The following is a 26,971-nucleotide window of genomic DNA, read 5'->3' as shown; positions in this document are numbered from 1 at the left end:
ATTGGCGGAGCGCGCGGGCTATCCACCCTCAATAAGCCGAATCTCGTCAGGCGTAAGATCATAAAGTCTGTATGTCAGCGCGTTGAGTTCTGTCTCAATTCGATCAATCTCTTCTTCGACACTGGAAACGTGTTGCTGAAGGCGGACAACTTGATCTACGACGGCTGCGCTGTCGGTTTCGCCGATCTTTCGCAGGGCATTCGCGAGCCTCTTGCCATCTGTTTTTTCCGTCACCGAGTATGTGGTGGCGAGCAATTTCCATTGAGCGAGGATGAACCGCCCTTCGACATCGGACAGAAAAATCCGTTCGACGACTGGTGCGCCGTCCACGAAGAATTTGAGTTCGCCACCTTTAAAGCTCGCATCCATTGAAACGCCCGGCCTCAGCCGCGCCCCCAAAGCTTCGATATGGGCGTCACGATCCTGCTCATAGCGCTTCTTTGCCCATTCTCGTTTTTCCGCCGCTTCCAGCCGAGCGGGCGCTTCTTGCTGGAGATCTCGTTTGGGCGTGAGATCGGGGAAAAGCCAAATTTCCGGCCTATTCCGATATCGCACGACCTGAAGACGGCGCTGGTCGTCCGCCAGTAAATCGCGTCGCTCCGTGTGCAGGGCTTGGAGTTTTTGGGCATGCGCCGTAACCGATAGCTGATCCTTATCTGATGCTCTCGCGATTGGGAGAGGCGCTATGAATTGCTTGTTCGCCTCGAACCATCCGCCATCTTTGGGTTTGGCTATTCGGCGAAAAACATGGTCGCACACCGGCGCATTTAGCAGTCCGAGCACATACCAGGCGCCAACATCACTGGCTGGAATGATCCCATTCACGCGAACGTTGTTCAGATACAGCTGTTCGGTCGGATCGGCGCAAACCCGCAGCGAGGGCACAGTTTGCGCGACGATCAGCTTTTCTATTTCCTGTCTATCGAGATTTTGATGTCGCCCGAAGCGGTACCATTGATCATCGTCGAGTGCCCTGTTTTCCCGCGCACGCAATTTCTCCTCCCATGATCGGAGATAAACCCACGCCTGCGGATAGGCGGCGACCATTCGGGAGACGGGAATCAGATGTGCCCCCTGATCATCGACTAAATAGGGGAACAGGAGGTAAGTGTCAGTCTTGGGTTCGATGTAACGCTTCGCCTCGGTGCCCGAGACCAGGGGTTTCATAATTTCGTCCTCGATCGCTACTTCGTATGGCGGCCCGTCGTCGCGATTGGGCTTGCAGAGGTACCGACCTGGCGCCAGCTTGGTCAGGTGATATACGGCATCTGCGCTTGTTATCAGGCCTTGATAGATGTTGCGGGTTATCTCTGGGTGATCGAGCCGGACACAGCGTTGGTACAGCCCGTCAATCAGGTCCCGATCCGCCCCCGTCGTCAGCAACCATCGGTTACCGAACGGCAACTGGTCATAGGACAATCTCGAATCGTTGCCGGCCCACGGCTCCTCGGGAATGACGCCGTCAGGCACAAGAGCCACCCGTACGAAGTCATTCGGCGTCCTGGAGAAGAATTGTAAAGCAGTGTAGGTCGTCGCTTCGTCGAACACTTGGAACGATTGGAAATCGATCCAGCCGTACAGATGCCGCCCTTCAAGAATATGATCGCGGAGACCTTCTCCATATTCGTTCATGGTCCAAAGGCTGGGTGCGATATATCCGAGCCGTCCGTCCTCATTCAGAAGGTCGATTCCTTTCTCAATGAAGGGCAGAAAAAGGTCGAAATTGCCCGTCTGAGTGCTTGCATACGTCTCACTACCCGCCGCGTCGGTCTTGAGAAAGGCCGCCATATCCGCATGTACCTTGCGGAAATTCTGAAGCTTCACGTAGGGTGGATTGCCAATTACGGCATCAAATCCCCCGTTTTCGAACACTTGTGGAAATGCGTCTCTCCAATCGAAGGCGTTGATTCGTTCCTGCTCGTCTTCGGAGTAGGGAGCAAGGCCGTCATAGAAATTGCTTCCAATCAGGCTGTTTCCTTCTCGGATGTGGTCGTCGAGCGACGATAGCGGCTGGTCGCCGCGCGCGGTGTGGAGCCACAGAGCCAGTTTCGTAATTTCCACGGATGCCGAGTTGATATCGACGCCGTAGAGATTGTTCCGGAGGATATTCCGGATGATTCGGTCATCTTCTCCATCGCGTGTGGTGTAAGTTCGGCTCACTTGTTTGCGTAATTCCTGTAAGGCGTGCCATTCGTCCACGAGGTAACGGAGTGCCGTGATGAGAAACGCGCCCGACCCACATGCCGGATCAACAATCTGGATGGATTTTAGGGCCTGTTCATAAGAGAGGATCGAGGCTTCAGTCGGCAGATCATTACCGCCGGCATCAGGCCACCCGGCCTGGGCCTTTAGGTCAGCAAGCCGACTGCCAATGGTCTCGGTCACGATGTGCTCTACAACCCATTCGGGCGTGTAGTACACGCCGTCCCGCTTGCGCTTACTTTCTTTGTTTATCGATGGTCGGTCCTCCGCCTCAGCTTCAAGAATTTCGAGCTCTGTAATCGATTGTTCGAAGATACGGCCAAGGATGTAGAGCCCGAGGCTCTTGCCAGGGTCACGTTTGGCCGCGTCGCCGAGCCTTGTCGTTTCCACGACAGGTGGATTGCTCAGTCCTTGGGCCCAATCGGAAGCGAAATTGTACGATGCCGAGAGATAGAGCAGCGTTAATTGGTAGGTATACAGGCTCGCTTCGTTTTGCCCTTGCCCCTGCTGACAGAAAACCCTGTTCGGAATGACTAGTTGCTCAAGGGCCCGATCGGATGCGAAGAGACCACCATTGAATTGGTTGAGTTGATTTCCGCCAAAAGCCGAGCCGTCATTCATGGCCCTGAAAAGGCCTAAGAGGCGCGGCCAAATCGTATTTGCCTCAGGATCAAAATAAGCATCGTTACTTTCGTAGATTAGAAAGTCACGAAGAAGTTGCGGTGGAAAGCCCAGTGCGCGGCCCATATCTTCGCAAAAGAAAATAAAAATAAAGCGATCCAAAATCTTCTGGGCAAGCCGAACAAGGCGACCTCGCGTGCCGGGAAAACGATCCGAGCCAACGCCATTATTTTCAATAAGGGCGAGATATAGATGTTCCCTGTACGCCCTGTATTCTTGATAAAATGTGTTTTCGAGTTGACGTTCTATGACCCATTGCTGGGCAACCAACTGTGTAAGTAGGCTACGGCCGCTGGCGCCATGGACCAGCAGCGTATCTCTGTGAAACAGTCGGTAAAATAGGAAGCGATCAAATCGCGCTTCTTCATCGTCCTCAATCAGGGATGGTCCCTGGAACAGGTCAACCGGTCGAATCGTAAAGCGAACGAATTGACGTGGCCCACGATCGGCCCAATAGAGCCGAAACTCGTTCATATCTGTGATGATGGCCCATGTCGGCAAAATGGGCTCGTTGCCAAACAGGCCTCGGCGTGACGCGCTTAAGTAGTCGAGCCCTTGTTTGACCGGAGATCGGTTGTCGCCTTTTCGCTTCTGCGGTGCGTCGAGTGCACTCTTGATGTCCTTAAACTCGCAGAGAACTTGAGGGGTCAGGTTCTCCGCTGCACTCGTGAAGTTTCCCAACGCTGCATCGGCACTACCCTGCCGCCCGCGCGCTCCACCGCCAGGAACGGGGAACTGCGGATAGAGCGTGAATGCGTCTCCCGCGCCCTCCTGTCCGGATTGAACATAGCCCCAGGTTTGCCGAAAAAACTCTTCTAGTAGTGCCGCCTCGGCAGAGCTTTCTTTGAGGTCGGTACGAGCCGACCAACGATTGAGCCTATCACAAAGCGCCCGTTCTTCGTCACTGTCCTTGTATGCCTCATAGTCGAGCGCCCAGACGGATCTAAGGAACTGACGGGTAACAAAGCTGCTGTGCGACTCACGCATCAGTTGCCTGAACTCTTCTCATCGAGTTGAAAGAAGTCGTAGAAAAATACCAGACATATTGCCAAATCTCCCCTTCAGAATATCGTCGAGTGCCGTGTCCCCCTTACGATGGTTCATCTTACTCAACGGCAATGAAGGCGGCCACAGGGTGTCTTTGCGTCTTTGAGGCGGGGGAGCGCACTAGGGAATGCGGTGTCCAGAATGGTTCGGTTTCGGTCGTAGGGCGTTATTCAACTGTTATTGCTGTGCTGAAGCCGCATTGGGGCGCGGCTGACGTCGTTGTTGGCGACGACGATCCGCACCAGGAGGTCGACGAATTGACGCCGTTCGTCCGCCGTCAGGCCGGCGAGCAGGCGTTCCTGCGCCCGCATCACCGGCGCGCGGGCGCGATCGACCAAGGCGCGGCCCTGAGCCGTCAGGACCAACTGCTTGGCGCGCCGGTCGGCGGCGCTTTCGCCGCGCGTCAATAGCCCGCGGTCCTCGAGGCGCGCCGCGACATTGCCAAGCGTGCTGCGGTCGAGCGCCAACATGCCGCCGAGCGTGACCTGGTCGATGGGGCCGGTATCGGTCAGGGCGTAGAGGACGGCGAATTGGATGGGGGTCAGTCTATCGTCGGCGCATTCCTCGAGGAAGATGGCGACCGCGATCTGCTGACAGCGGCGAATCAAATGGCCCGGCGTCGTATGGAGGTCATCGAGTGCCATCATCATTCTCCGGCGGCGTCCGGCGATATTGACAGTATACTGATACTCAGTATACTCATTAGATAGCTTGGGTAAAGGATTTTGGCAATCAGTGAGGACAGGCGGGGGAGCCGGGTCATGAATGACACCATTTCAGGGGCGCGCGCGGTCCTGATCGCCGGCGGCGGCATCGGCGGGCTGGCCTGCGCGCTCGGCTTGGCCAACGCGGGCTACGCCGTCCGGGTCTTCGAGCGGGCCGCCGAATTCGGCGAGTTCGGCGCCGGCATCCAGCTTGGACCGAACGCGTTTCACTCCCTCGATTATCTCGGCGTCGGCGAAGCCGCCCGCCAGCGTGCGGTGTTCATCGACGGCTTGGTCATGATGGACAGCCTCAGCGGTGACCGCGTCGCGCTGATCCCGGTCGATGCGCCGTTCCGCGAACGGTTCGGCAACCCTTACGCGGTGATCCATCGCGCCGATATCCATGGCGTGCTTCTCGACGCCTGCCGGGCCCATGCGCGCATTGAGTTACTGCCGGGACAGGACGTTGCCGGTTTCGAGCAGGAGGGCGACGACATCCACCTGATGACAGCCGACGGCAACCGCCATGCAGGCGCCGCCATCATCGGTGCCGATGGGCTCTATTCGAACATCCGCCAGCGGATCGTCGGCGACGGCGATCCCCGCGTTTCCGGCCACATCACTTACCGCGCCGTGCTGCCGATCGATGAGATGCCCGAAGATATGCGGTGGAACGCCGCCACGCTGTGGGCGGGTCCCAACACCCATCTCGTCCACTATCCGCTACGCGGCTGGGAGCTGTTCAATATCGTCGCCACCTACCACAGCGACCGCAAGACCCCCGGCACCAACGAGGAAGGTGACCGCGACGAGATCCTCGATCGCTTCCGCGACGTCGGCCCCAAGCCGCGCAGTATTTTGGAACGGCCCAGGCGCTGGCGGCGCTGGGTGCTGTGCGACCGCGAGCCGGTCGAAAATTGGACCGACGACCGGGTCACCTTGCTCGGCGATGCGGCCCACCCCATGCTCCAGTACTTCGCCCAAGGCGCGTGTATGGCGATGGAGGACGCGGTCTGCCTGTCGGCCAAGGTGGCCGCCGCGTCGGGTGACTTTACGGCGGCATTTCAGGCCTATCAGACCGAGCGCGTCGTGCGCACCGGCCGGGTTCAGTTGTCCTCGCGCATGCTTGGCTACGTCTTTCATGCCAGCGGCGTCGCGCGATTGGTGCGTAATTCGGTTCTCGGCGCCAAATCCGCCGCCGACTTCTACACCGGACTCGAATGGCTCTATGGCGGCACCGGGCTGTCGGAGGCCGATGCGTCATAGAAGCCGATGTCAAGACGAGCGTTTGGGCGGTGCCGAATTATGCCCCGGGCCGGTGGCTTAGCGGGCCGGATCAGTTTCCGCGCAGGCTTTCGATGTAGGCGACCAGACTATCGATCTCGTACTGGTCGAGGTTGAGCTGGGGCATCGGCGGATGCGGATCGGCGAGCCAAGCCTTCAGGCCTTCGCTCGTTTTGGTCGGATCGTTGGCGATATGGACGAACGGCGGCGCCACATCGCTTGCCCCCGATTGGGCGGGATCGACGACATGGCATGACGCGCACCAGCGTTGGGCCAGGATGCGCCCGTCCGCCGTGGCGTCGCCCGCCCAATCCGCCGATGCCGCATCAAGCCACAGGCCCGAAGCCATCATGGCCGCGACCGCGAAACGGAAACCGGTGCCGGGCATGTCAGTTCGCCTCCATCGGGAACCGCCACTCGTCGGTGGCCGGCCAATTCTCCTCGTCCCAATAGGCCTGGTCCAAGAACCAGTCCTTGAGCAAGTCCGGTACCTCGTCGATGGAAAAATCTTTCTGCGCCGCGGGGTCGGATGCGAACGCCGCTAGGTCACCGATCTCACGGCCGCTCAATTCGATGCGATAGCCGAGCTCGAACGATTGCAAGTCCTGCATCGCCGCCGCGCCCCGCCACATGCGCGCGGCGAAGCCGAGCAAGTCGATCGCCTCGCCGGTGGCCGGCGCGTCGAGCGCCGGTGCCGCGCGTCCGCCGACGCCGTTGACGCTGTGGCAGGTCACGCATCCCTTGGCGACGAACAATTTGCGGCCGCGGGCGGCGTCGACATCCGGCACCAGGATCGATGGTCCGTCGTCCATCGACGCCGAAACCGGACTGCCGATCGCGACGGCGGCGAGGGTGATGGCGATCAAGGCGACGCAGGAATAGCCGCGCAGGGCGCGCGGGCGCTGACGGGCGAGACGACCGGTCGACTGAGGCATTGAGGGGCTCCCATCCACTGTCAGGTACACGATTGCGTCTGCCATTCTAGATCGACGGCGGGATCGCGAATTGATGTGGATCAGATGGCAGTGAATCGCGTATCGACAGTGCGGTCGCCGCCGGCCGGTGTCAGCGCGCCGTCGATGGTGCCCGGGCCAGCATGTGCCAAAGGTAGAGGCCGGCGATTGCCCAGACCGCCAACAACGGCACCAGCGCGGCCAGGCCGGGAAGCCCGAAATCGAAAGTCACGCCGGGTATCTGGCCGTTGAGAAAGGGCGGCCCGATATAGTGCCCGATCAATGGCGCCTTCCCGGGCTTCGCGATCATAGTGACGGCGGCACAGGCCATCGAGATGACCACGGACAACGCCGCCAGCACGACAAGGGCCGCACGCAGCGGACGGCGTGCCTGCGACCACAGCATCGCAAAGGGTAGGCACAGAAAGCCGAAGACCGGCGTCACATGGCGCGGTCCGGTCGACCAGCCGCCGTCCCAATAGACATAGCCCGCATTGAGCAGGAAGTAGTAGGCGACCATTGCCGTCGTGAGGAGCGCGATGTCACGGGTATTGTGCCGGCGCCACAGCGCATAGAAGGCGACCGGCGAAAGGATGAGAATAGGCGAAATCCACAGCAAGCCGCGATTGCCGCTGAATAGAATCATTCCGAGGCGCCACGGGTCCGGCACGCCAATGCCGAGGAGCCCTTCCGCCATGCCTTCGAAGCCGACGACGAATTGATAGCCGGTGGCAAAGGGCGAGCCAAAGGCGGCCTGGTGGTAGATGAGCAGCGGCGCCAACGCCACGCCACCGGCGGCGACTGCCGCGCAGACCATCAAAAGCCGCCGTCGCGGTGGCAGCGTCCGCAGCCGCCAATAGCCATAGACGGCGAGCAGGCCGGCCGCCGGGGCCGAGGTGTATTCGACGGTTATCGCGGCCGCGGCCATGAACGCCGCGAGCGCCGACCGCAATACGCCGCGCGGCGGCGAGGACTCGGCGGCGGCGGGGACCTGGTAAAGGGTGGCGAAGGTGAGAACGAGCAGGGCGCCGGCGGAGGCATGGCCGAACAGCGTCGTCGCCCATCCCCAGGCCGGTGTCGCGAAGCCGAACAAGAGGGCACCGAAGAGCCCGGCGACGAGGCTACCCGTCATTGCCGCGCCGACCGAGAATAGTGCGGCGACCGCCAGGGCGGTCAAGAACGCGGACGTCATGATCGTGGCCAGCCTGGCGGTCTGATTCCACCGGTAGGACAGCTTCTCGTCCTTGAACCAGGGATAGCCGAGATAGCGATCTTGTTCGGGGATGAACGTGTCGAACAGCGCCCGCCCGCCGATCACCGCCGGGATCGACAGGAAGGCGATCCCCGGCGCTTTGTCGGAATAATAGTGACCGTCGCGATGGGCCTTGTCCAACGTGTGCGGTGCGTAGGGGTCTATCGACACCTCGTGCGATTCCACGAGCGACACCGTCAGCGCCAGCCGGCTGACCACGTTCGTGCTGCCACCCGCATTGAAGAAATCGATGTAGGTGACCCAGGCCAGGATGAAGAGGGCGAAGGCGATGCGCCGCCTGACAAGGCGCGTGTTATTGGCATCGAGACGGCTCAAAGGGGATCGGTCTCCGCTGATGAACGCTGACGGCCATAGCATAGTCTCCGAAACCGATCGATAGGGCTGGCCCGACGACATCGATGGCGCCGGGCGGCGGTTCGGAAGATTCCGCTGCGGTCGCGTGTTGGCCGAAGGGGGACGCGGCTTTTGATTTCAGCCATTGGTCTTTGTCGGCCGCCACCGATCTGATATCCCCTCATCATGACCCGCGTTCGCGATGACAATGACCCGATCGCGTTTCTGCCGATGTATGACTGGCCGGAAACGGAATGGGCGACCGACCGGCTATGGGCGCTCGTGGCGGCGAATCTCGTGCGGCGCGGATTGCGACCGCCGGCCGCGCTCGACCGGCGCATCGATCTATGGACCGGGTGGAAATCCGACCGGCTGCTGGTCGCCCAGACCTGCGGCAGGCCCTATGTCCGTGACCTGCGCGAACGGGTCGCGCTGGTCGGCACACCGGCCTACGCGATCGATGCCGCGGCGGGATCCTATTACAGCGTGATCGTCGTGCGCCGCGACGATGGGATTCGGTCGCCGGCTGACCTGCGGGGCCGGCGGGCTGCGGTCAATGCCGAACACTCCCAGTCGGGATATGCGGCGCTGCGCGATCTTGTCGTGCCGTTCGCCGCCGATGGGCGCTTTTTCGACACGGTGTGCGAAACCGGCAGCCATCGCCGGTCTATTGCCGCCGTCGCGTCCAGCGACGCCGACGTTGCCGCCATCGATGCCGTCTGCTGGGCCCTCGCCGGCCGCCACGACCCCGAGGCCGTGGCGCGTCTCCGCGTGCTTTGTGAAACGCCGCGTCTTCCGGGATTGCCGATCACCACCGCCGGTCACCGGCCCGCCACCGTGCGATCGCAGGTCCGCGACGCGGTCGCCGAGGCATTCGAGGACCTGGATAGGGAACCCGCCGAGGCTCTATTGATCAAGGGATTTGCCGATACGACCGATGCCACCTATGAGAGGATCGTCGCCAACGACCGCGCGGCCCGCGACCTCGGCTATTCCATGCTGGCGTAATCCAAAGGACAGGGCCTGTCAGCCAGGACCTTCTCCGCGGGGCCTACCAGCGTAGGAGCAGGGTTTCGTTTCGGACCTCGTACCCGTCGAGGCGCTCGAGGAAGCTCAGGCCGAGGAGCGAGATGCCCATCGGCGATTCGTTGATGGTCGCCTTGACGTCGCGCAGTTCCAAATCGCCGATGCGGAGCTCGTCCAGCTCGACCGGCGCCGCGCGGATAATGCCGTTTGCGGTTTGCATACGCTCGGTGTAGTCGAGCCAGGCGGTCTCGATCCCGGCTCTCTCGGCATCTTGCTTCGACAGCGTAACCAAGCTGGCGCCGGTATCGACCATGAACGGAAGTTCGACACCGTTGACCGCGACATCGACCAGAAAGTGGCCGCTCTGGTGGGCGTCGATGCGAATTTCGCGCGCGACGGCATTTTCGTCGGTCTCGGCCGGCGCAATGGCGACCGACACCTTGTCCCGTTCGGCCGCGACGGGAAGGTCGAATATGCCGGCCATGTGGGCGGCGAATACCGCCAGTCCAATGCCGGCCAACAATTTGAACGTCATTCCCAGCATAACGGCGTCGCGATCGGTTCCTCTCGCCGCCTATGTCGCGGCGACGGCCAGTTTTTCGCGCTAATCGCTAACACTTCGCTAACGCATACCCGCTTGTCCGAGGCCGACTAAAAAACCGACCGGCCCAGCCGCGTAGTCAGAATTTCCAAGGCACGCAGGCCGGCGACCGAATTGCCTTGCCGGTTCAAGGCCGGCGACCACACGCAGACCGACATCAGCCCGGGCAACACCGCGACGATACCGCCGCCGACTCCGCTCTTGCCGGGCGTGCCGACACGATAGGCGAATTCGCCGACCGCATCGTAGAGCCCGCAGGTCTCCATCACCGCATTGACGCGCTTGGTCTGGCGCGATGACAAGACGCGTTCCCCGCTGAAGGAGACGCCACGATTGGCGAGGAACAACGCGGCGCGAGCGAGGTCGGCGCAACTCATCGCCAGCGAGCATTGCTTGAAATAGGCGCGGGTCACGGCGTCGACGGAGTTGTGGAGGTTGCCGTGGGCCTTGAGGAAATAGGCGATGGCACGGTTGAGATCTCCGTAGTCCAGCTCCGATTCGTAGACCGTCTTGTCGATCCGCAAGGTCTTGTTGCCGGTGAGATCGATCATGCGCTTGCGAAATGCCGATGCCGGGTCGGCGAATTTCGCCATCAACGCATCCATGACCACCAGGGCGCCGGCGTTGATGAAGGGATTGCGCGGAATGCCGTTCTCCCGCTCCAACTGGACCAGAGAATTGAACGGGTTCCCCGACGGTTCGCGGCCGACCCGCTTCCACAGCGGGTAGCCGACATGATTGAGCGCCATGGTCAGGGTAAACACCTTGGAAACGCTTTGTATGGAGAATGACTCCTCGGCATCGCCCGCCGTGAAGGTGCGCCCGTCGGCAAAATGGAGCGCGATACCGACGCGGTCCGCCGGCACCGCGGCAAGCGCCGGTATGTAGTCGGCCACGCGTCCGCGCCGGGTCGCCGGCCGGACGGCCTGGACGATATCGTCCAACAGCGCCTGGAGATCTTGCTGTGGCATCGACCGATTCTCCCCGGCCTCACGCCCCCGTTCCGCTGCCGTCGAGGGGAAAGGCCGCCGCCAGTATAGATTGCGGCCGCCGTTGAAATCGAGCGTCGCCCGGTTCGCCGATTGTGCGTTCGGTCACATCCGGGCGCGATGAAACGACTTAAACTGAGTGGAAATGGGCAATCGAAGGAATGCTCGGATGTACCACAACATAGGCCTGTATATCGTGGTCGCCGGCCTCTTCGTCGTCTTCTCGCAGGTTATTTCGTAACCGGCGGGGAAGGCTCTATTTGTAGAAGAGATGGGCGCCGATGCGGCGCGTAAAATCGAGGCGCGACGCCCATTTGGGCCGTACCTCGGTCAGGTGGAAGAACAGGGCGCCGTCCGTCGGGTCCCGGGTCTCGCCGGCCAACGCCTTTTGGGCATATTGGTGCGCGACCCGCCACGCCTTGGCCTCGGTCGGATTGTCCGGCGCACCGTCACAGATCCACGAGAATTGGCAGTAGGGTTTGCCGCTATCCGCGCCGTCGCGAACCACATCGCAGATGCTGTCGGGAAATTGACGCGCCGCGACTCTGTTCAGGGTCAGATGGGCCACCGCGAGCTGTCCCGTCGGCGGTTCCGATCGCGCTTCCCAATAGACGTTGAGGGCAAGGCAATCGAGCTCGGTCTTGGCAATCGGCGAGGCCGCGTTGCCGCTCGACATGAGCAGGCCCCACAACGCAATAGTTAGACCGGAAACACTGGCAATGCGGCCAATCATCGCTCTCAATCCCTCCCCGGGTATCGCTCGTCGGGGATGACTTAGTCGAACAAGACGACCGGTCCACTGACATTTTTGTGACCAAATTTCCGGTCGCTCGGCCCATTGCGGAAGGGTCGGTCAGATTGGCGGAAATCCGGCGTCGCGCAGGGTCCTCTCGCGCTGCCAAGCCGATCGAATGCGACGAATCGCCACACGAGCCAGACGGAACGGGACGCGGAAGAACCGCGCCGTCGCGTCGCGGGCCACGGCCGACCCGGTCAGCACTCGGCCCAACACCCGGTCTGGTGCGGTCAGGGCGGCAACCCGGTCGGTCAAAGCGATACCGCGAACGAGGCCATATCGCGGCGCGAGGCGGCACATGATTGTCCATCGCCGGGGGCCGGATTCGACACTCCAGGCCCGGATCGCCTCGGTCAACAAGTGGGGCGCTTCATCGGAGCCGAGCGCGATCCGCTCGTCCGCGACGAGCGCGAGCGCGCCGTTCTCGGGCGACCGTGAAACCCGCGCATCGCGCCAGTAGGTTAGGTCCGATTCGGCCAACGGCGCCGCGCCAGCGATCGCCTGGTGCAGCGCGTCGACCAAAACGGCATTGAACGTGCCTTCGCGAAACCGGCCCCGCTTCGACACCCGCCGGCCGCCGGCCGCGATGTGCAGGAGGTGGAGAACGATCAGCGGCGACCGGCCGTCGCGGGTCTCGCCGTCGCCATAGGTCGCGGCCGCCTCGAGGAGGCGGCGGCACAGGCTGTCATGAGCGCGATCCGCGGCCGGAAAACCGAGCGTCCACAGAATGGTGGCGATCGAACCCGGCCTGAGCACCGCCGGCAGATAGCGCCATTCGGCCGGGGTCTCGAAGATATCGACCAGCGTGCGCAGGCGTGCCAGTCGCAGGCTGGGCACGTTCCGCGCTTCGTCGACCGACAGGCTGTCCCGGCTTTCCCGTTTCAGCGTCAGCCGATCACGAAGCCCGCACGCCTTGACCCCCCGCCTGGCCAGGGTGAACAAATAGCGGTGATCCTCGCCGAGGCGGATATCCTCGTCGAATCCGGGTGCCGCCAGCGCCTGCCACCGCGCCATCATCATTGCGCTCGGCGGAAACGGCATGCGGCGCGCGACCGCGGCCATTAGGTTCGTGGTCGGGCAGGCGGGCCCGCCGTCGGGCGGCGCTTGGCGCATCGAGGAGAAGCGAAGCCCGCGTGGTCCGATTTCGATCAGCCGGTGAAAGCAGAGGTCGGCATCGGGAACGGCGGCGAGAGCGGCGATCTTGCGGGTCAGGCAGTCGGGGTGGAGAACGTCATCGGAATCGAGAAAATGTATGTAATCGCCGGTTGCGGCCGCGATCCCCGCATTGCGCGCGGCGCCGACACCCCGATTGTCCTGCGTAATGATGCGGATGCGATCACCATAGGTCGACAGGACGGACCCCAAGTCGTCGGTCGAGCCGTCGTCGACGACGATGATCTCCACCGGGCCATAGCTTTGGGCGAGGCACGACGCGACCGCCTGGCTGGCCGACCGGGCGCGGTTGTAGACCGGGACGACAACACTTACCGGTGGCCGGTATCCCGGCTCCTCCGGAACAAGCAAATGGGCCAACCAGCGGGCGTGATAGGCGGCGCGCACCCCGTTCGCGGGGCCATCCTGGCGCAATCGCGGGTCGCGCAGGCGGTCGCGATGCCAGATCGGTGCCGCCGCCGGCGATGGCCGCGCGATGAGCCCCGGCGGCCACGAAATCTCCCGGCCGGTTTCTTCCAGCACGGCTTCGAATGCGGTCCACGCCGCGTCGTCGGGATCGGTGTTCGCCGTCGGCGGCCAAGCGCCGGCGATGACCGCGTCAAGAAAGTCGCGCACGGCGCCGGTGTCGGATGAAGCGGGCAAAGGATTGGGACCGTTAGCCGAGAACGTCTTCAACCGCTGCCGTAATCTCGGGCGCCAACGGCTTCACCGCGGACGGCCAGGCACCGACCAATTCGCCGTCCGGGCCGATCAGGTATTTGTGAAAGTTCCACCGCGGCGCATGGTCCTCACCGAGGGTCTCCGCAATCCAGCGATAAAGCGGGTGCGCCTCGACACCGATGACGGCGACTTTTTCCGTCATCGGAAACGCGATCCCGTAGCGGTCGCTACAGAACGCGCGGATTGCCGCTTCGTCGCCCGGTTCCTGGGCGCCGAAATCGTTCGACGGCACGCCGAGCACGACAAGCCCGGCGGTGCCATAGCTATCGGCCAATTTCTGTAGGTCTGCGTATTGCGGCGTGTAGCCGCATTCCGAGGCCGTGTTGACGACCAAAACGGCCGTGACGGCAAATGCCGAAAGGGGGAGCCGGTCTCCGCTGATCGCGGTAAATTCGAAGGCGTGGGCTGTCATGTAGTTCTCCCGACGAGGCCGAGTATAATCGCCTCAAAGGATACTCCGAAATGCTTGGTGGGAGCGCAATGTTGACAACCGGCGACGGCCGCCAACGAAGAGCGCCTCTCGTCCTTCGCTTGTCGGGGAATATCCCGTGGACCGCGCGATGACCGGACCGCGCGTCGTTTCGTTGCTGTCGAGCGCCACCGAAATAGCGGCCGCCCTCGGTCTCGGCCCCGCCGAGCTGGTCGGGCGCTCCCACGAATGTGACCACCCCGACTGGGTGCGCGACCTGCCCGCCTGCTCGGCCCCGATCATCGATACCGAGGCCGACAGCCGCACCATCGACCGTTCGGTCAGGCAATTGGTGGCGCAAGCCTTGTCGGTCTATCGCGTCGACGGCGCGGCGCTGAAGGCGCTCCGAGCCGATGTCATACTGACCCAGACCCAATGCGAAGTGTGCGCCGTCACCCCCGAGGATGTCGCCGCCGCGGTTGGCGGCCTGACCGGGATCGACGCCGAGATCGTGTCGCTCCAACCCGACTGCCTGGATGATGTGTGGGCCGATATTGGCCGCGTCGCGATGGCGGTCGGGCGGCTGAAAGAGGGCCGAGACTTGGTCGCCAAGCTGCGCGCGCGCATGGACGCCGTTGCGCGTTCCGCAGGGCGGCTGGCGCGGCGGCCGCGGATCGCCTGCGTCGAGTGGATCGATCCGCTGATGGCGGCCGGAAATTGGATGCCGGAACTGGTCGCGTCGGCCGGCGGCGAAAACATGTTTGGCGCCGCCGGCCGACATTCGCCGTGGCTTGAATTCAACCAACTGGCCGCCGGCGATCCCGATATTGTCCTGGTCATGCCGTGCGGCTTCGATATTGCCCGCAGCATGGTGGAGATGCCGGCGCTCACCGCCCGCCCGGGATGGCGCGATCTGCGGGCGGTCCGCAATGGCGACGTCTACCTCACCGACGGCAACCAATATTTCAACCGGCCCGGTCCGCGCCTCGTCGAATCACTTGAGATCTTGGCCGAGATTTTTCATCCCGGCGCGTTCCGCTTCGGTCACCGGGAGATCGGCTGGCGCGCCTATCCAGCGATCTGATCCGTTTTTCCGTCGGGGCGGCGGCGCACGATATGGATGAGGTCCAATTCCAGCACCGGTTCGTTGCGCTGATTGATGGTCGTATAGTGCATGGTCAAGGTGCCGCGGTCCGGTTTCGATCGGGAGCCGCGCACGGACGTCACTTCTGAGTTGACGCGCAACGTGTCGCCGGGCCGCACCGGCCGCAGCCAGCGCAGATTGTCGACCCCGCCGCCGGTAATGTTGCAGGCCGCGAGCACGCCCGATACGACGAACAGCCGGAAGGTGAGGCAAAGCGTGTGCAGGCCGCTGGCGAGCAGGCCGCCCATCTCGTGCTGCTTGGCCGATTCGACGTCGATGTGGAAGTGCTGAGGGTCCCACTGCAGGCCGAAATCGAGAATCTGCGATTCGGTAACGGTGGCGCCCGCGGTGACAAACCGGTCGCCGACGGCGAAGTCGTCGAGGTAAAGATCGTGCATGAGAGATCGATTCAGAGAATATCGAGAACGTTTTCGGGCGGACGGCCGAGCGCGGCGCGGTCGCCGCTGATTGCGATCGGCCGCTCGATCAGGATCGGGTGGGCCACCATTGCCGCGATCAGCGCCGCGTCGTCGAGCGATGGATCGTCAAGGCCGGCTTCCTTATAGGCCGCCTCCTTGGTGCGCATCAGCTCGCGTGGGGCCATTCCTAGGAGATCGAGGACGCGGCGCAGCTCGGCAACGGTCGGCGGCGTCTTCAGGTACTCTATGATTTCGGGCTCGATGGACCGATCCTCGAGCAATTGGAGTGCTTGACGCGACTTGCTGCAGCGCGGGTTGTGGTAAATTGTCACAGGCATAGATTCCCCCTCTGTCTTTCAACCGACCGGGACGCAGCTTATTTCATTCGGCGGCCCAGGTTAATACGAGCGATTTCTCGATGCGTCACATTGTTCTCGTTGTTGTCATGCTCGGTTTGCTCGTGTTGGCCGCGGCCATCGGCGCCTATATGTGGTGGCAGTTGGGCGACGTCGAGATGAGCCGCGCCGGTATCGTCGCGTTGATCGCCGGTGTCGTTGCGACGGTTGGGCTCGGCGCCGGGCTGATGTGGCTGGTCTTCTACAGCCATAAGCGCGGCTACGACGACGAAGTGCGTTAAGGACGCGTCCCTGTCGACGCACCCCTGGCGCGGGGTTCGGCCCGCGGTCAGGATTTTCGCGCCAAGGCCAATCCAAGCGCGGCGCCAATGAGGAAGGTGCCCGTGAGGCGGCCGCGCAGGCGCGCCCGATCCGCCAACAGCCGCTGTGCCGAGCCGGCAAACACCGCCCAGGCCGAATCAAGAACCGCCGCGACGGCCAGAAAGGTAACGGCCAGAACGATCAATTGGCCGCTGACGTTGCCGCCGGGTGCGATAAATTGAGGAAAGAAGGCGCCATAGAACATCAACGTCTTGGGGTTGGCGGCCGAAACCCAGAAGCCGCGCCAGAAAATGTGATCCGGTGATACCGCGGCTCGCTCGGTGCCGTTGGCATCTGGCGGCGCCATGCGCCAGTATCGGATGCCGAGGAAGATGAGGTAGGCGATTCCGGCCCAGCGCAGCCATTCGAACCATTCCGACGCCGCCGCCAGCACCGCCGCCATGCCGAGAACGGTCAGCGTGAGCTGGATAACCATCGCCGAACAGGAACCGGCGACCGTCAACAGGCCGTAGCGGGTACCGTGGCCGATGCTGTGCGCGGCGATCACCGCGACATTCGGTCCCGGAATCAGCATCAGGATCGCGGTCGCGACGACGAATGCCAGATACAGCTCGAGTGTCATCATGATGTTTCGGATAACACGATCCGGCGTCGCGGGCATCTACAATTGAGCGCGCACGGCTGGTTGAATTAGCTGCCGTCCCGGGCCTGCATTTCCAAGTCGTCCACGTCCCCGGCGTCGATGACCCGACGCGCCACATCATAATTGAATCCGACCCGGGCCAGGGCGGCCAAATCCTTTTCGCGGCGTTCCGCCCGCTCGCGCCTGCGGAATGGGCCAAGATTGCGGCGCCGGGCATAGCGGATTGCGGCCATCAGGTCGGGATCGGCCTCGTCGCGGGCCAATCGTTCGAGGGCGCCGGCGATGGTATCCTGGTCGACACCCTTCTGGCGCAAGCTGTAGGCAATGCGTTTGCGGCCATAGCCACGAGCCGACAGCCGTGCGGCGCGCAAATCGGCATAAGCGCGATCATCCAGCAGGCCGGCGTGGAGATAGCGGGCGATGATGTCCTCGACCCAGCCGGCGCCGGTCTCGCGATCGGTGCCGTGGAACCGCGCCGAGCGGTCGACCCGGGCCAGCAACACCCGGCGCAGATTGGCGGCCGAGCTGGCATACCGCTCGAGGTAATGGAGCGCCGCGCGTTCCAGCCGATCGGCCGTCGCCCGCCGCGGAACGCGCCGACGTCGCTGTTTCGGTTGTTTCTCCGGCTCGGTCATGCCGGCACACTCGCACGGCCGGCCGGCGGTCGCAAAGCGCACCCCTTGTGGCCTCCCGCGGCGCGGGCTAAAGGTGCGGCAATTGGCAAAGGAAGTTTCGATATGGCCATCAATTACGGAATGCCCACCGCGCGGCGCTTCGGGGTCGTAAATTGGCTCGGCGTTTGGACCCTCTACATCAAGGAGGTGCGCCGATTCCTCAATGTCTATACCCAGACGATCATCGCCCCGGTGGCGACCACGTTGATGTTTCTGGCGGTTTTCGCGTTGGCCCTAGGTCGCGCCGTCGATGTCATGGGCGGCGTTCCCTTCATCGAATTCCTGGCCCCCGGATTGATCGTCATGGCCATGGTTCAGAACGCCTTCGCCAATACCTCGTCCTCGATCGTTATCGCCAAGGTCCAGGGCAATATCGTCGACGTGCTGATGCCGCCGCTCAGCGCCAACGAGCTCACCTTCGGCTTTGCGCTCGGCGGCGCGACCCGTGGCGTCATCGTCGGCCTCAGCGTCGGCTTGGCGATGTGGGTATTCGTCCCGATCCGCATCCACGACCCCTTCTTCGTCGTCTATCATGCCGTCATGGGTTCGCTGATGCTGTCGCTTCTCGGCATGATCGGCGGCATCTGGTCCGAGAAGTTCGATCACATCGCCGCGGTGACGAACTTTGTCATAACGCCGCTTTCCTTCCTGTCGGGGACTTTCTATTCGATCGAGAGATTGCCCGAAGCGGGCCGCATCATCGCCCAGCTCAACCCGTTCTTCTACATGATCGATGGGGTTCGCTACGGTTTCATCGGACACGCCGACGTTTCCCTGATTACGGGCATGGTGGTCGTGTTCGTCGTCAACGTCGTGTTGTGGCTGATCACCCTGCGCATGTTCGCCACCGGCTATCACCTGAAGCCCTGAGCATACTCCGTCGACCGTCGTTGACAGCGACGGGGCCGGTGAAGATACTCCCGGCTTTCCGCAGACCTTAGGCTAAGAAACGTGCGGGCGCGCGCGATGGAGGCAACCGTGATTCCAGCTCTGATGCCCAACTACAACCGTTGTGCGATAGCATTCGAACGCGGCGAAGGCGCGCATGCCTTTACCGCCGACGGCACCCGCTACCTCGATTTCATGGCCGGCATCGCCGTCAATTGCCTCGGCCACGCCCATCCCCATCTCGTCGAAGCGCTGAAGCGCCAAGGCGAGAAGATCTGGCATTGCTCGAACATCTTCCAGATCCCCGATCAGGAGCGGATGGCCGAGCGCCTGGTCGCGGCGACGTTCGCCGACACTGCGTTTTTCTGCAATTCGGGTGCGGAGGCGGTCGAATGCGGTATCAAGATGATCCGCAAATACCACGACGAAACCGGCAACCCGGACAAATTTAGGATCATCTGTGCAACCGAGTCTTTCCATGGCCGGACCTTGACGACGATCGCGGCCGGCGGCCAGGACAAGCTGACCGACGGTTTCGGTCCCGATGTCGAAGGATTCGATCACGTCGCGTTCAACAATCTCAATGAAATGAGAGCGACGATCACCGATGAAACGGCGGCGATCCTGATCGAACCGATCCAGGGCGAGGGCGGCATCACGCCGGCGACAATCGACTACATGCGCGGCCTGCGGGCGGTCGCCGACGAGTTCGGCCTGTTGTTGATGCTCGATGAAATCCAATGCGGCATGGGCCGTTCCGGGTCTTTCTTTTACTATGAGCAGGCCGGCATCGCGCCCGACATCATGGCTGTGGCGAAGGGCATCGGCGGCGGCTTCCCGGTCGGCGCCTGCCTGGCCACCGAAGCGGCGGCGGTCGGCATGCGGCCGGGTGCCCACGGCTCGACCTATGGCGGCAACCCGCTGGCGATGGCGGTGGCCAACGCGGTTCTCGACATCGTCCTCGAACCCGGGTTCCTCGATCGGGTCGGGCAAACCTCGAAGCGCCTTCATCGACGTCTCGAGGAACTTGTCGCCGACCATCCCAAGGTTTTCGAGGAGGTGCGGGGCGTTGGCCTGATGCTGGGGCTCAAGTGCGTGGTGCCGAGCGCAGATGTCGTCGCCCGCCTTCGCGACAACAAGATGCTGACCGTCGGCGCCGGCGCCAACGTGGTGCGGCTGCTGCCGCCACTGATCATTGACGACAGCCACATCGACGAAGCGATCGCCATTCTCGATCTTACGGCGCGCCAACTGGAGAGTGGCGATGGCTGAGCCGAAGCATTTCCTCGACCTCGACCGGTTCGACACCAAGACGCTTCGCGATATCCTCGACCTCGCGACGCGCTACAAGGCGGCGCTGCCGGATCACGACAAGCCGCTTGCCGGCAAGGCTCTCGGCATGATCTTCGAGAAGCCGTCGACGCGGACGCGGGTGTCTTTCGAACGTGGCATGGACCAGCTCGGCGGCGACGTCATCGTGCTGGAACGCGATTCGAGCCACCTCGGTCGCGGCGAAACCGTAGCCGACACCGCGCGCGTCCTGTCGCGTTACGTCGATATCATCATGCTGCGCACCACCGACGAGCGGAAACTGCTCGAGTTGGCGGAGCACGCCACGGTGCCGATCATAAACGGCCTTACCGACAAGACCCATCCCTGTCAGCTGATGGCCGACATCATGACCTTCGAAGAGCATCGCGGCCCGATCGCCGGCAAGGTTGTGGCGTGGAGCGGCGACGGCAACAACATGGCCTCGTCTTGGGTCCACGCCGCGACCCGGTTCGGCTTCGAGCTTCGCGTGGCGACCCCGGAACCGATGCGTCCGCCCCGAGCGGTGGTGGATTGGGCGGCCGCCAACGGCGGCCGGGTCGTGGTCACGGAAAACGTGATGGACGCCGTCGCCGGTGCCGATTGCGTGGTGACCGATGTCTGGTTCTCGATGGGCGATTCCTATGTCGCGAACATCGAACAAGTGCTGATGCCTTATCAGGTCAACGATGCGGTGATGGCGGCGGCCAAGCCCGACGCGGTCTTCATGCATTGCCTGCCGGCCCACCGCGGCGAGGAGGTCAGTGCGTCGGTGATCGACGGCCCCCAATCGATCGTCTGGGACGAGGCCGAGAACCGGCTTCACGCCCAGAAAGGCATCCTGCTGTGGTGCCTGAGCTGAATGACGGCGCCGATCGTCAGCGGTGAAAATTCGACGGATGACCTGATCCAACCCTTCGTCGTGGTCGCGCCCGATGTGCGCGGGCGATTGGTCCGGCTCGGCGCGGTGGTCGACGAAGTGTTGTCGCGCCACGATTACCCGGAACCGGTCGCGGTCATGCTCGGCGAGGCGCTGGCGTTGGCCGGCGCGCTCGCGGGGGCGTTGAAATTCGACGGCGTGTTCACGCTCCAGACCAAGGGCGACGGGCCGATTTCGATGCTCGTCGCCGATATGACCAGCGACGGCGACATGCGGGGTTACGCCCAATACGATGGCGAGCGGCTCGACCGTTTGATCGCCTCCCACGACGGGCCGATCGGCGATTCGGTGCCGCTGCTGCTTGGCGAGGGCTACCTCGCGTTCACCGTCGATCAGGGCGCCGGCAGCGATCGCTATCAGGGCATCGTCCATCTCGACGGGGCGCAGCTCGGCCAATGCGCGGCCCATTATTTCAAGCAATCGGAGCAGATCGATGCGGCGCTGAAGGTCGCTGCCGGGCGCATCGACTATGCCGGGGGTAGCTCGGCGTGGCGCGCGGCGAGCCTGATGGTCCAGCGACTGCCGGCCGACGGCAAGGTCGAGATCGACCCCGACGGATGGAATCGGGCCCGCGTCCCGATGTCGAGTGTTAGCGATGCCGAGCTTCTGGATCCGGATCTGCCGCCGACCGACCTGTTGTTCAGGTTATTCCACGAGGACGGTGTTCGGGTTTTCAAGACGGCGCCGCTGCGCGCCCAATGCCGATGTTCCCGGGCGCGGGTCGAAAACGTGCTGCGCGCCTTCGATCGGTCCGAACTCGATGAGCTCGATGAAGACGGGAAACTCGTCGTTACTTGCGAGTTTTGTGGGCGGATGTATCGGTTCGACGACGACACGATCGCCGCCCTGAACGAGTAGACCGGCACCAAGCCTCATGCAACGTCGTCGATAACCCGGCGCATGAAGTCCTCACACTTGGCGATTTGATCGAGGGCGATGAATTCGTTGGGTTGATGAGCCTGGCCGATCGCGCCGGGGCCGCAGATGACCGTGGGAATACCGGCGGCCTGGAACAGCCCCGCCTCGGCGGCGAACGAGACGGTGTGGCTGCGATTGGCGCCGGTCAGCCGGCGCACCAGTGCCTCGGCCGCCGAATCCGGATCCGGTGCGAGACCAGGGACGGACACGACGAGAGTGGTTTCGATGGTGGCTTCGGGGTGCACCGCGCGCATTTCCGGCAACACGGTCTCGGTGGCGAAATCATCGTATGCGGCGACAACGGCAGCGATATCGACCTCGGGCAGGGGACGGAACTCCCACTGAATGGTGCATTGTCGGGGGATGATGTTGACCGCCGTGCCGCCGGCGATGGTGCCGACACTGAGCGTCGAATAGGGCGGGTCGAAATCCGCGTCGCGGTGAGTTCGAAACTCGAGCGCCTGGTCTTCGAGATACCGCAACAGGTGGCCGCCCTGGAAGATCGCGTTGACGCCCCGGTCGGTCAGGCTGGAATGCGCTTCGAGCCCGGTAACCACGGTGGTGACGACGACGATGCCCTTGTTGGCATTGACCACCTTCATCTCGGTCGGCTCGCCGACGATGACCAAATCGGGACGGGGCAGGGCATCGTCGAATGCGGCGATGATATGGGGCGCGCCATGACAGCCGGTCTCTTCGTCATAGGACAGCGCGAAATGGATCGGCGCCGACAATTGCCGTCCCGTCATCTCGGGCACCAGGGCCAGCCCGACGGCGATAAAACTCTTCATGTCGGCGGTGCCGCGGCCATAGAGCCTGCCGTCATGCTCGACGACCTCGAAAGGATCGCTGTCCCACGGCTGGCCGTCGACCGGCACGACGTCGGTGTGGCCGGAAAAGCAAATACCGCCCGCCACATCCGGTCCGACGCTGGCGAACAGATTGGCCTTGGTCCGGTCGTCGCTGGCGAGGACATGAACCCTGGCGCCGTGGTCCCGCAGATAATCCGCGACCTCGTCGATCAGCGCCAAATTCGATTTCGACGACGTCGTATCGAATCCGACCAACCGCTCGATCAAGTCGCGAGATGCCGGATTTCGCGCGTCCATTTGGATCCCCTTATTTGCGCCAGAACGAGGGCAGGAACAGGACCAAAACGGTAAACAGTTCGAGCCGTCCGAGCAACATACCGGCGGACAGGAGCCACTTTGCGGCGTCGGGCAGCGGCGCGAAAGTTCCGGCCGGTCCAATAATCGATCCCAGCCCGGGTCCGACATTCGCGATCGATGTCGCCGCACCCGAGACCGCGGTGAGGAAGTCGAGCCCGCACAGCCCAAGCGCCATCGCCAGCCAGCCGAAGGCGCAGATGAATAGAAAAAAGAAACCGAGAACGGCGCTCGTCACGCCTTCCGGAATCGGCGCCCGGTTGAAGTATGGAATGAAGACGCCGTGGGGCTGCAGGAGGCGGGCGAGCTGAACCCGTGCATTGGCGTAAAGGACCTGAAAGCGGAAGATCTTGATGCCGCACGACGTCGATCCGGCGCAACCGCCGATGAACATCAGCAAAAAGAACACCGTCACCGCGAAGCCGCCCCACCGATCGAACGCGACCGTGGAATAGCCGGTGCCGGTGATCACCGAGACCACGTTGAAGGCCGAATAGCGGAGTGCATCGTCGAGGTCGGTACCGACGCTTGCCCACTGCCAGAACGACAGCCCGACGATGGCCAGCGCGATGATCGAAAGGAACCAATGAATCTGGGAATCGCGCAGCAGCGTCATCGGCTTGCCGCGTACCGCCTGGAGATACAAAACAAAGGGCATGCCGCCGATGACCATGAAAAAGGTGGCAGTCCAATCGATGGCCACCGAATCGAACACGCCGACCGACGAATCAGAGGTCGAGAAACCGCCCGTCGCGATCGTCGTCATCGCGTGGGTGAAGGCCTCGAAAGCCGACATGCCGCCGAGCCAGTAGGCGACGGCGCAGGCGATCGTCGCGATCAGATAGATTATGGCGATCCCGCTGGCGATCTGCGCCGCGCGCGGCAGCACCTTTTCGGAACGGTCGGACGATTCCATGTGGAACAGCTGCATGCCGCCGACCTGCAACATGGGCAGAATGGCCACGGCGACCACGATGATGCCGATTCCGCCGAGCCATTGCAGCAATGCCCGCCACAGCAGGATGCTGGGTGGCGCCTTGTCGAGGCCGACGATAACGGTCGACCCGGTGGTGGTGATGCCCGACATCGATTCGAAGAAGGCGTCGGTGTAGCTCAAATTGAGCTCCGAGAACGCGAACGGCAACGCCGCGAAGGCGGCCAGCACGAGCCATGACAGAGTGGTCAACAAGAAGGCCTGGCGAATGGTGAACTTGCTCCAGGTGGAGCTGGTCGACAGCACCAGCGCCACGCCGACGAAGACCGTGATGCCGGCCGAGGCAATGAAGACCTGCCAATCCGGATTGCCGGTGACGAGGTCCGCAACGGCGGTGATCCCCATGGCGATGGCCAGCGTCGTCAGCAACAGCCCGATTATGTAGAGAACGGGTTGAAAGGTTGCCACAGCCGTCCCCGTCAGCAGTGGATCAACGAATTAACCCCGGATCGGCGCGAACTGGACATTGCGCTGACACCCTGACGTGGGCGCTCGATCCGAGCGCCCACAACGGGCCCTAGATGTCGCTCGCGTGGCGCGTGGCCGGATCGCCGATCATGGCCAGAAACTCGCGCCGCGTCGTCGGGTCGTCCCGGAAAGCACCCAGCATCCGGCTCGTCACCATGGTCACGCCGGGTTTGTGAACGCCGCGCGTGGTCATGCATTGGTGGGCCGCCTCGACGACAACCGCCACGCCTTTCGGTTCCAACACCTCCTCGACCGCATTGGCCACCTGCGCGGTCAGTTTCTCCTGGATCTGGAGGCGCTTGGCATAGACATCGACGACCCGGGCCAGCTTGCTGATGCCGACGACCCTGCGGTCCGGCAGGTAGGCGACATGGCACTTGCCGATGATCGCCGCCATGTGATGTTCGCAATGCGATTCGAAGCGGACGTCGCGCAAAACCACCATCTCGTCGTAGCCGTCGGTCTCGGTGAATGTGCGCTGCAAGTAGATGTGAGGGTCCTCGCCGTAGCCGGAGTAGAATTCGGCGAAGGAATCGATAACCCGCCGCGGGGTTCCGCGCAGGCCCTCGCGGTCCGGCAGGTCGCCGGCCCAGCGAATCAGCGTCCGTACCGCCTCTTCGGCGTCGTCACGGCTCGGGCGTGCGTCGCTGGCGGCGTCGCTATCCGCAAGAACCACTTTCTGAACCTTCACTGCACATCCCCTTGAGGCCCGCCGATTGCTTAGTGCAATTGGGAGGCTTCGTGTGGACTGTCAAGCGAAAACGCCGGGATTTCAACCTCGATCCGGCCGCCTCCGTCGCACATCATTTCGTAGGTTCCGACCATGAAACCGGACGGTGTCGGCAGCGGCGTGCCGCTGGTGTACTCGAACACCTCCCCCGGTCCCAGCACCGGCTGCTCGCCGACCACGCCGGCGCCGCGCACCTCCTGAATCCGGCCCAACGAATCGGTGATGCGCCAATAGCGGTTCATCAATTGGACCTTCACGCCGCCCTTGTTCTCGATTCTTACCTGGTAGGCCCACACGTAATGCCCTTCCTCCGGCGACGATTGCTCATCGAGGTAGATCGGCTCGACGTTCACTTCGATTGAGTGCGTGATCTTCGAATACATGACCGTATCCGGCAATGCGATGTCCAGGAGCGTCACCATATTAGACAGCCGTGGATCGTTGTCCAGCGTCCGTCGATTGGGGTCCGCTCAAGTTTACCCGCGTGCGCCAGCCAGATCGATCGAGGGCGGCTTAGGCCGCGCCCTCGGAAACACTGCACGACCCGCCGCCAAGAACGCAGAATCGCGCGCAATGGGGGTGGTTGAGCTTGACCGGACCGGCGGCCTCGCGCAGCCGCTCTCCGAGATCGAACCGGGTGTCATAAGGGATCAGCGTGCACGGCGTGATCACCGATCGGTCCGAGCCGCGGCGCTTGACCACCATACGCGAACTCGCGCACATGACGGTTCGCGGATCGATATCGAGCCGTTGCCAACACGCGGTCGTAATTTCGGGAACGTCGGCGTGTTCGTCCATTTCCGGGAAAAGCACCAACTCAATCGGATCATCGGCGTCGATGCCGATACCATGAGCGGCGAAAAGGCGCGCAAACCCCTGGCGGATCCTGGTTTCGCCCTCCTCGGTAAAGGTGCGACCGGCGACCCGTACGCGGAATCCGTTGGCTGACAGCCAATTCAAACCGGCAATCGCCGGATCCCAGCTGCGAGGCCCCCGTTCCGCCTCGTGAACCTGCCGCGAGTAGTGATCGAGAGACACACGCAGTATCAGGCGGTCGCCGTGGCGCTCGCGCAATTCCATCAATGCGTCGGACCGCACCATCATCGGACGCATTGCATTGGTCAACACCAGGACCCGATGGCCATACTCCAGGGCTCGGCGGGCCATCGCAATGAACTGGGGATTGAGGAAAGGTTCGCCGCCGGTAAAGCCTATCTCCGGAACTTGCCAGCGGTTGTCGCGAATTTCCTCTAGGTAGGCGTGCACTTCGTCGGCCATCAAATAGACCAGCCGGTCATTGGTCGGACTCGATTCGATATAGCAATTGCGACAGGTCAGATTGCACTGGGTTCCGGTATTGAACCACAATGTCTCGAGGCCCGCGAAGTCGACCTGCGCCCGCGGTTCGCCGCCTGCCGTGCGGTCGCGGTCGACGAACTTGCGCGGGTCGAGCGGCGGCTGGCCGTCTGGCTCTGTCTTCAGGTCCGGATGGGACACCGCAACATTCATCGATAGAAAAATCCCGCCGCTTCGGATCGAAAGCCTCTCGGCACCGGCTTCATATTGACCGACCGCCGGTAAACCGGAAATCACATTCCGTTGACCGTCGGGGCGGAATCTAGCCGAGATGCCGGTCGTCATCATAGTCCCTTGCGGCATTGGGTGCGCCTCCTATAATTCCTCCTCCGCCGGGGCTCTGTCGAGCATGCGGGCGTAGTTCAGTGGTAGAACGTCAGCTTCCCAAGCTGAATGTCGCCGGTTCGATCCCGGTCGCCCGCTCCATTCCCCGGTGGTTATTCGCCGCGCGGTCG

At 62.8% G+C, this 26,971-nt stretch carries 27 protein-coding genes and 1 tRNA gene; 9 read left to right on the top strand and 19 right to left on the bottom strand.

The features are described 5' to 3' along the window. Nucleotides 1-18: 18 nt before the first annotated feature. Both GY791_15735 and GY791_15730 read right to left on the bottom strand, forming a co-directional pair. The gene (locus tag GY791_15735; protein ID MCP4329878.1) at nt 19-3,870 is read right to left on the bottom strand and encodes an N-6 DNA methylase; all 3,852 of its coding nucleotides are present in this window, start codon (nt 3,868-3,870) and stop codon (nt 19-21) included. A 230-nt stretch (nt 3,871-4,100) separates the two neighbouring features. Further along, a complete protein-coding gene (locus GY791_15730) occupies nt 4,101-4,574 on the bottom strand; it encodes a MarR family transcriptional regulator (protein MCP4329877.1) in 474 nt (157 codons plus the stop codon). 117 nt (nt 4,575-4,691) lie between these two features. Between GY791_15730 and GY791_15725 the strand changes: the two genes are divergently transcribed. Beyond that, entirely contained in the window at nt 4,692-5,900 is a 1,209-nt protein-coding gene (locus GY791_15725; GenBank protein ID MCP4329876.1) for a 3-hydroxybenzoate 6-monooxygenase, read from the top strand. A gap of 70 nt (nt 5,901-5,970) precedes the next feature. On the opposite strand, the gene GY791_15720 is transcribed toward GY791_15725, so the two are convergent. The 3 genes from GY791_15720 to GY791_15710 form a co-directional block, all read right to left on the bottom strand. Continuing rightward, a complete protein-coding gene (locus GY791_15720; GenBank protein ID MCP4329875.1) occupies nt 5,971-6,306 on the bottom strand; it encodes a cytochrome c in 336 nt (111 codons plus the stop codon). A gap of 1 nt (nt 6,307) precedes the next feature. After that, nucleotides 6,308-6,853, bottom strand: a complete 546-nt coding sequence (locus GY791_15715) for a c-type cytochrome (protein ID MCP4329874.1) — start codon at nt 6,851-6,853, stop codon at nt 6,308-6,310. Between the two features lie 130 nt (nt 6,854-6,983). Further along, nucleotides 6,984-8,459: a hypothetical protein gene (locus GY791_15710; protein MCP4329873.1), complete on the bottom strand. Its 1,476-nt coding sequence runs from the start codon at nt 8,457-8,459 to the stop codon at nt 6,984-6,986. A 204-nt stretch (nt 8,460-8,663) separates the two neighbouring features. On the opposite strand from GY791_15710, the gene GY791_15705 reads away from it, so the two are divergent. Continuing rightward, complete coding sequence (locus tag GY791_15705) at nt 8,664-9,485, top strand: PhnD/SsuA/transferrin family substrate-binding protein (protein ID MCP4329872.1); 822 nt, start codon at nt 8,664-8,666, stop codon at nt 9,483-9,485. Between the two features lie 43 nt (nt 9,486-9,528). Here GY791_15705 and GY791_15700 read toward each other — a convergent pair whose 3' ends face one another. The 5 genes from GY791_15700 to GY791_15680 all read right to left on the bottom strand — a co-directional run bounded on the left by GY791_15700 (nt 9,529) and on the right by GY791_15680 (nt 14,194). Further along, a complete protein-coding gene (locus tag GY791_15700; protein MCP4329871.1) occupies nt 9,529-10,047 on the bottom strand; it encodes a TIGR02281 family clan AA aspartic protease in 519 nt (172 codons plus the stop codon). 107 nt (nt 10,048-10,154) lie between these two features. After that, nucleotides 10,155-11,075: a glutaminase gene (locus GY791_15695; protein ID MCP4329870.1), complete on the bottom strand. Its 921-nt coding sequence runs from the start codon at nt 11,073-11,075 to the stop codon at nt 10,155-10,157. Between the two features lie 274 nt (nt 11,076-11,349). Then, the gene (locus tag GY791_15690; protein MCP4329869.1) at nt 11,350-11,826 is read right to left on the bottom strand and encodes a cell wall hydrolase; all 477 of its coding nucleotides are present in this window, start codon (nt 11,824-11,826) and stop codon (nt 11,350-11,352) included. 120 nt (nt 11,827-11,946) lie between these two features. Continuing rightward, nucleotides 11,947-13,413 (bottom strand): glycosyltransferase, encoded by a 1,467-nt coding sequence (locus GY791_15685; GenBank protein MCP4329868.1) that lies wholly within the window; start codon nt 13,411-13,413, stop codon nt 11,947-11,949. 304 nt (nt 13,414-13,717) lie between these two features. Beyond that, the gene (locus tag GY791_15680) at nt 13,718-14,194 is read right to left on the bottom strand and encodes a glutathione peroxidase (protein MCP4329867.1); all 477 of its coding nucleotides are present in this window, start codon (nt 14,192-14,194) and stop codon (nt 13,718-13,720) included. Between the two features lie 148 nt (nt 14,195-14,342). Here GY791_15680 and GY791_15675 point away from each other — a divergent pair, with 148 nt between their 5' ends. Continuing rightward, nucleotides 14,343-15,275, top strand: a complete 933-nt coding sequence (locus tag GY791_15675) for a cobalamin-binding protein (protein MCP4329866.1) — start codon at nt 14,343-14,345, stop codon at nt 15,273-15,275. On the opposite strand, the gene GY791_15670 is transcribed toward GY791_15675, so the two are convergent. Both GY791_15670 and arsC read right to left on the bottom strand, forming a co-directional pair. Then, nucleotides 15,260-15,733: a MaoC family dehydratase gene (locus GY791_15670; GenBank protein ID MCP4329865.1), complete on the bottom strand. Its 474-nt coding sequence runs from the start codon at nt 15,731-15,733 to the stop codon at nt 15,260-15,262. The genes GY791_15675 and GY791_15670 overlap by 16 nt on opposite strands. An 11-nt stretch (nt 15,734-15,744) precedes the next feature. Next, nucleotides 15,745-16,092 carry an arsenate reductase (glutaredoxin) gene (gene arsC, locus GY791_15665; GenBank protein MCP4329864.1) on the bottom strand — a complete coding sequence of 116 codons (348 nt, stop codon included), beginning with the start codon at nt 16,090-16,092 and terminating at the stop codon, nt 15,745-15,747. Between the two features lie 80 nt (nt 16,093-16,172). On the opposite strand from arsC, the gene GY791_15660 reads away from it, so the two are divergent. Then, nucleotides 16,173-16,391 carry a hypothetical protein gene (locus GY791_15660; protein ID MCP4329863.1) on the top strand — a complete coding sequence of 73 codons (219 nt, stop codon included), beginning with the start codon at nt 16,173-16,175 and terminating at the stop codon, nt 16,389-16,391. Nucleotides 16,392-16,438: 47 nt separating this feature from the next. Here the strand turns inward: GY791_15660 and GY791_15655 are convergent, their stop codons facing one another. Both GY791_15655 and GY791_15650 read right to left on the bottom strand, forming a co-directional pair. After that, nucleotides 16,439-17,056 (bottom strand): LysE family translocator, encoded by a 618-nt coding sequence (locus tag GY791_15655; protein MCP4329862.1) that lies wholly within the window; start codon nt 17,054-17,056, stop codon nt 16,439-16,441. A 65-nt stretch (nt 17,057-17,121) separates the two neighbouring features. Next, a complete protein-coding gene (locus GY791_15650; GenBank protein MCP4329861.1) occupies nt 17,122-17,709 on the bottom strand; it encodes a RecX family transcriptional regulator in 588 nt (195 codons plus the stop codon). Between the two features lie 120 nt (nt 17,710-17,829). On the opposite strand from GY791_15650, the gene GY791_15645 reads away from it, so the two are divergent. The 4 genes from GY791_15645 (at nt 17,830) to GY791_15630 (ending at nt 21,742) form a co-directional block, all read left to right on the top strand. Next, a complete protein-coding gene (locus tag GY791_15645) occupies nt 17,830-18,618 on the top strand; it encodes an ABC transporter permease (GenBank protein MCP4329860.1) in 789 nt (262 codons plus the stop codon). A 123-nt stretch (nt 18,619-18,741) separates the two neighbouring features. Next, nucleotides 18,742-19,908 carry an aspartate aminotransferase family protein gene (locus GY791_15640; GenBank protein ID MCP4329859.1) on the top strand — a complete coding sequence of 389 codons (1,167 nt, stop codon included), beginning with the start codon at nt 18,742-18,744 and terminating at the stop codon, nt 19,906-19,908. Further along, complete coding sequence (gene argF / locus GY791_15635; GenBank protein MCP4329858.1) at nt 19,901-20,806, top strand: ornithine carbamoyltransferase; 906 nt, start codon at nt 19,901-19,903, stop codon at nt 20,804-20,806. The genes GY791_15640 and argF overlap by 8 nt, the downstream gene beginning before the upstream one ends. Next, nucleotides 20,807-21,742, top strand: a complete 936-nt coding sequence (locus GY791_15630; protein ID MCP4329857.1) for a molecular chaperone Hsp33 — start codon at nt 20,807-20,809, stop codon at nt 21,740-21,742. A 14-nt stretch (nt 21,743-21,756) separates the two neighbouring features. Here the strand turns inward: GY791_15630 and argE are convergent, their stop codons facing one another. From argE to GY791_15605, 5 genes are all read right to left on the bottom strand, one after another. Then, entirely contained in the window at nt 21,757-22,911 is a 1,155-nt protein-coding gene (gene argE, locus GY791_15625) for an acetylornithine deacetylase (GenBank protein MCP4329856.1), read from the bottom strand. A 10-nt stretch (nt 22,912-22,921) separates the two neighbouring features. Beyond that, nucleotides 22,922-24,307 (bottom strand): TrkH family potassium uptake protein, encoded by a 1,386-nt coding sequence (locus tag GY791_15620; protein MCP4329855.1) that lies wholly within the window; start codon nt 24,305-24,307, stop codon nt 22,922-22,924. 172 nt (nt 24,308-24,479) lie between these two features. After that, the gene (folE, locus tag GY791_15615; protein ID MCP4329854.1) at nt 24,480-25,121 is read right to left on the bottom strand and encodes a GTP cyclohydrolase I FolE; all 642 of its coding nucleotides are present in this window, start codon (nt 25,119-25,121) and stop codon (nt 24,480-24,482) included. Nucleotides 25,122-25,150: 29 nt separating this feature from the next. Next, nucleotides 25,151-25,543 carry a Co2+/Mg2+ efflux protein ApaG gene (apaG, locus tag GY791_15610; GenBank protein ID MCP4329853.1) on the bottom strand — a complete coding sequence of 131 codons (393 nt, stop codon included), beginning with the start codon at nt 25,541-25,543 and terminating at the stop codon, nt 25,151-25,153. Nucleotides 25,544-25,673: 130 nt separating this feature from the next. Further along, the gene (locus tag GY791_15605; GenBank protein ID MCP4329852.1) at nt 25,674-26,669 is read right to left on the bottom strand and encodes a radical SAM protein; all 996 of its coding nucleotides are present in this window, start codon (nt 26,667-26,669) and stop codon (nt 25,674-25,676) included. Nucleotides 26,670-26,867: 198 nt separating this feature from the next. On the opposite strand from GY791_15605, the gene GY791_15600 reads away from it, so the two are divergent. Next, a tRNA-Gly gene (locus GY791_15600) sits at nt 26,868-26,942 on the top strand. The last annotated feature ends 29 nt before the right edge of the window (nt 26,943-26,971 follow it).

The sequence above is a fragment of the Alphaproteobacteria bacterium genome (assembly GCA_024244705.1).
Lineage (GTDB): Bacteria > Pseudomonadota > Alphaproteobacteria > JAAEOK01 > JAAEOK01 > JAAEOK01.
Note: the sequence above shows the minus strand (reverse complement) of the source record. Positions and strands in the feature narration are given on the sequence as shown.

What these genes read in the sequence shown, in the direction of transcription:
- apaG (MCP4329853.1), bottom strand. Translation starts at nt 25,543, where the DNA reads ATGTATTCGAAGATCACGCACTCAATCGAAGTGAACGTCGAGCCGATC.
- GY791_15640 (MCP4329859.1), top strand. Translation starts at nt 18,742, where the DNA reads ATGCCCAACTACAACCGTTGTGCGATAGCATTCGAACGCGGCGAAGGC.
- GY791_15660 (MCP4329863.1), top strand. Translation starts at nt 16,173, where the DNA reads ATGCGTCACATTGTTCTCGTTGTTGTCATGCTCGGTTTGCTCGTGTTG.
- GY791_15735 (MCP4329878.1), bottom strand. Translation starts at nt 3,870, where the DNA reads ATGCGTGAGTCGCACAGCAGCTTTGTTACCCGTCAGTTCCTTAGATCC.
- GY791_15630 (MCP4329857.1), top strand. Translation starts at nt 20,807, where the DNA reads ATGACGGCGCCGATCGTCAGCGGTGAAAATTCGACGGATGACCTGATC.
- GY791_15620 (MCP4329855.1), bottom strand. Translation starts at nt 24,307, where the DNA reads ATGGGGATCACCGCCGTTGCGGACCTCGTCACCGGCAATCCGGATTGG.
- GY791_15645 (MCP4329860.1), top strand. Translation starts at nt 17,830, where the DNA reads ATGCCCACCGCGCGGCGCTTCGGGGTCGTAAATTGGCTCGGCGTTTGG.
- GY791_15720 (MCP4329875.1), bottom strand. Translation starts at nt 6,306, where the DNA reads ATGCCCGGCACCGGTTTCCGTTTCGCGGTCGCGGCCATGATGGCTTCG.
- GY791_15705 (MCP4329872.1), top strand. Translation starts at nt 8,664, where the DNA reads ATGACCCGCGTTCGCGATGACAATGACCCGATCGCGTTTCTGCCGATG.
- GY791_15650 (MCP4329861.1), bottom strand. Translation starts at nt 17,709, where the DNA reads ATGACCGAGCCGGAGAAACAACCGAAACAGCGACGTCGGCGCGTTCCG.
- GY791_15675 (MCP4329866.1), top strand. Translation starts at nt 14,343, where the DNA reads ATGACCGGACCGCGCGTCGTTTCGTTGCTGTCGAGCGCCACCGAAATA.
- GY791_15725 (MCP4329876.1), top strand. Translation starts at nt 4,692, where the DNA reads ATGAATGACACCATTTCAGGGGCGCGCGCGGTCCTGATCGCCGGCGGC.
- GY791_15700 (MCP4329871.1), bottom strand. Translation starts at nt 10,047, where the DNA reads ATGCTGGGAATGACGTTCAAATTGTTGGCCGGCATTGGACTGGCGGTA.
- GY791_15730 (MCP4329877.1), bottom strand. Translation starts at nt 4,574, where the DNA reads ATGGCACTCGATGACCTCCATACGACGCCGGGCCATTTGATTCGCCGC.
- argF (MCP4329858.1), top strand. Translation starts at nt 19,901, where the DNA reads ATGGCTGAGCCGAAGCATTTCCTCGACCTCGACCGGTTCGACACCAAG.
- GY791_15715 (MCP4329874.1), bottom strand. Translation starts at nt 6,853, where the DNA reads ATGCCTCAGTCGACCGGTCGTCTCGCCCGTCAGCGCCCGCGCGCCCTG.
- argE (MCP4329856.1), bottom strand. Translation starts at nt 22,911, where the DNA reads ATGGACGCGCGAAATCCGGCATCTCGCGACTTGATCGAGCGGTTGGTC.
- GY791_15680 (MCP4329867.1), bottom strand. Translation starts at nt 14,194, where the DNA reads ATGACAGCCCACGCCTTCGAATTTACCGCGATCAGCGGAGACCGGCTC.
- GY791_15670 (MCP4329865.1), bottom strand. Translation starts at nt 15,733, where the DNA reads ATGCACGATCTTTACCTCGACGACTTCGCCGTCGGCGACCGGTTTGTC.
- arsC (MCP4329864.1), bottom strand. Translation starts at nt 16,092, where the DNA reads ATGCCTGTGACAATTTACCACAACCCGCGCTGCAGCAAGTCGCGTCAA.
- GY791_15605 (MCP4329852.1), bottom strand. Translation starts at nt 26,669, where the DNA reads ATGAATGTTGCGGTGTCCCATCCGGACCTGAAGACAGAGCCAGACGGC.
- GY791_15690 (MCP4329869.1), bottom strand. Translation starts at nt 11,826, where the DNA reads ATGATTGGCCGCATTGCCAGTGTTTCCGGTCTAACTATTGCGTTGTGG.
- GY791_15655 (MCP4329862.1), bottom strand. Translation starts at nt 17,056, where the DNA reads ATGATGACACTCGAGCTGTATCTGGCATTCGTCGTCGCGACCGCGATC.
- GY791_15695 (MCP4329870.1), bottom strand. Translation starts at nt 11,075, where the DNA reads ATGCCACAGCAAGATCTCCAGGCGCTGTTGGACGATATCGTCCAGGCC.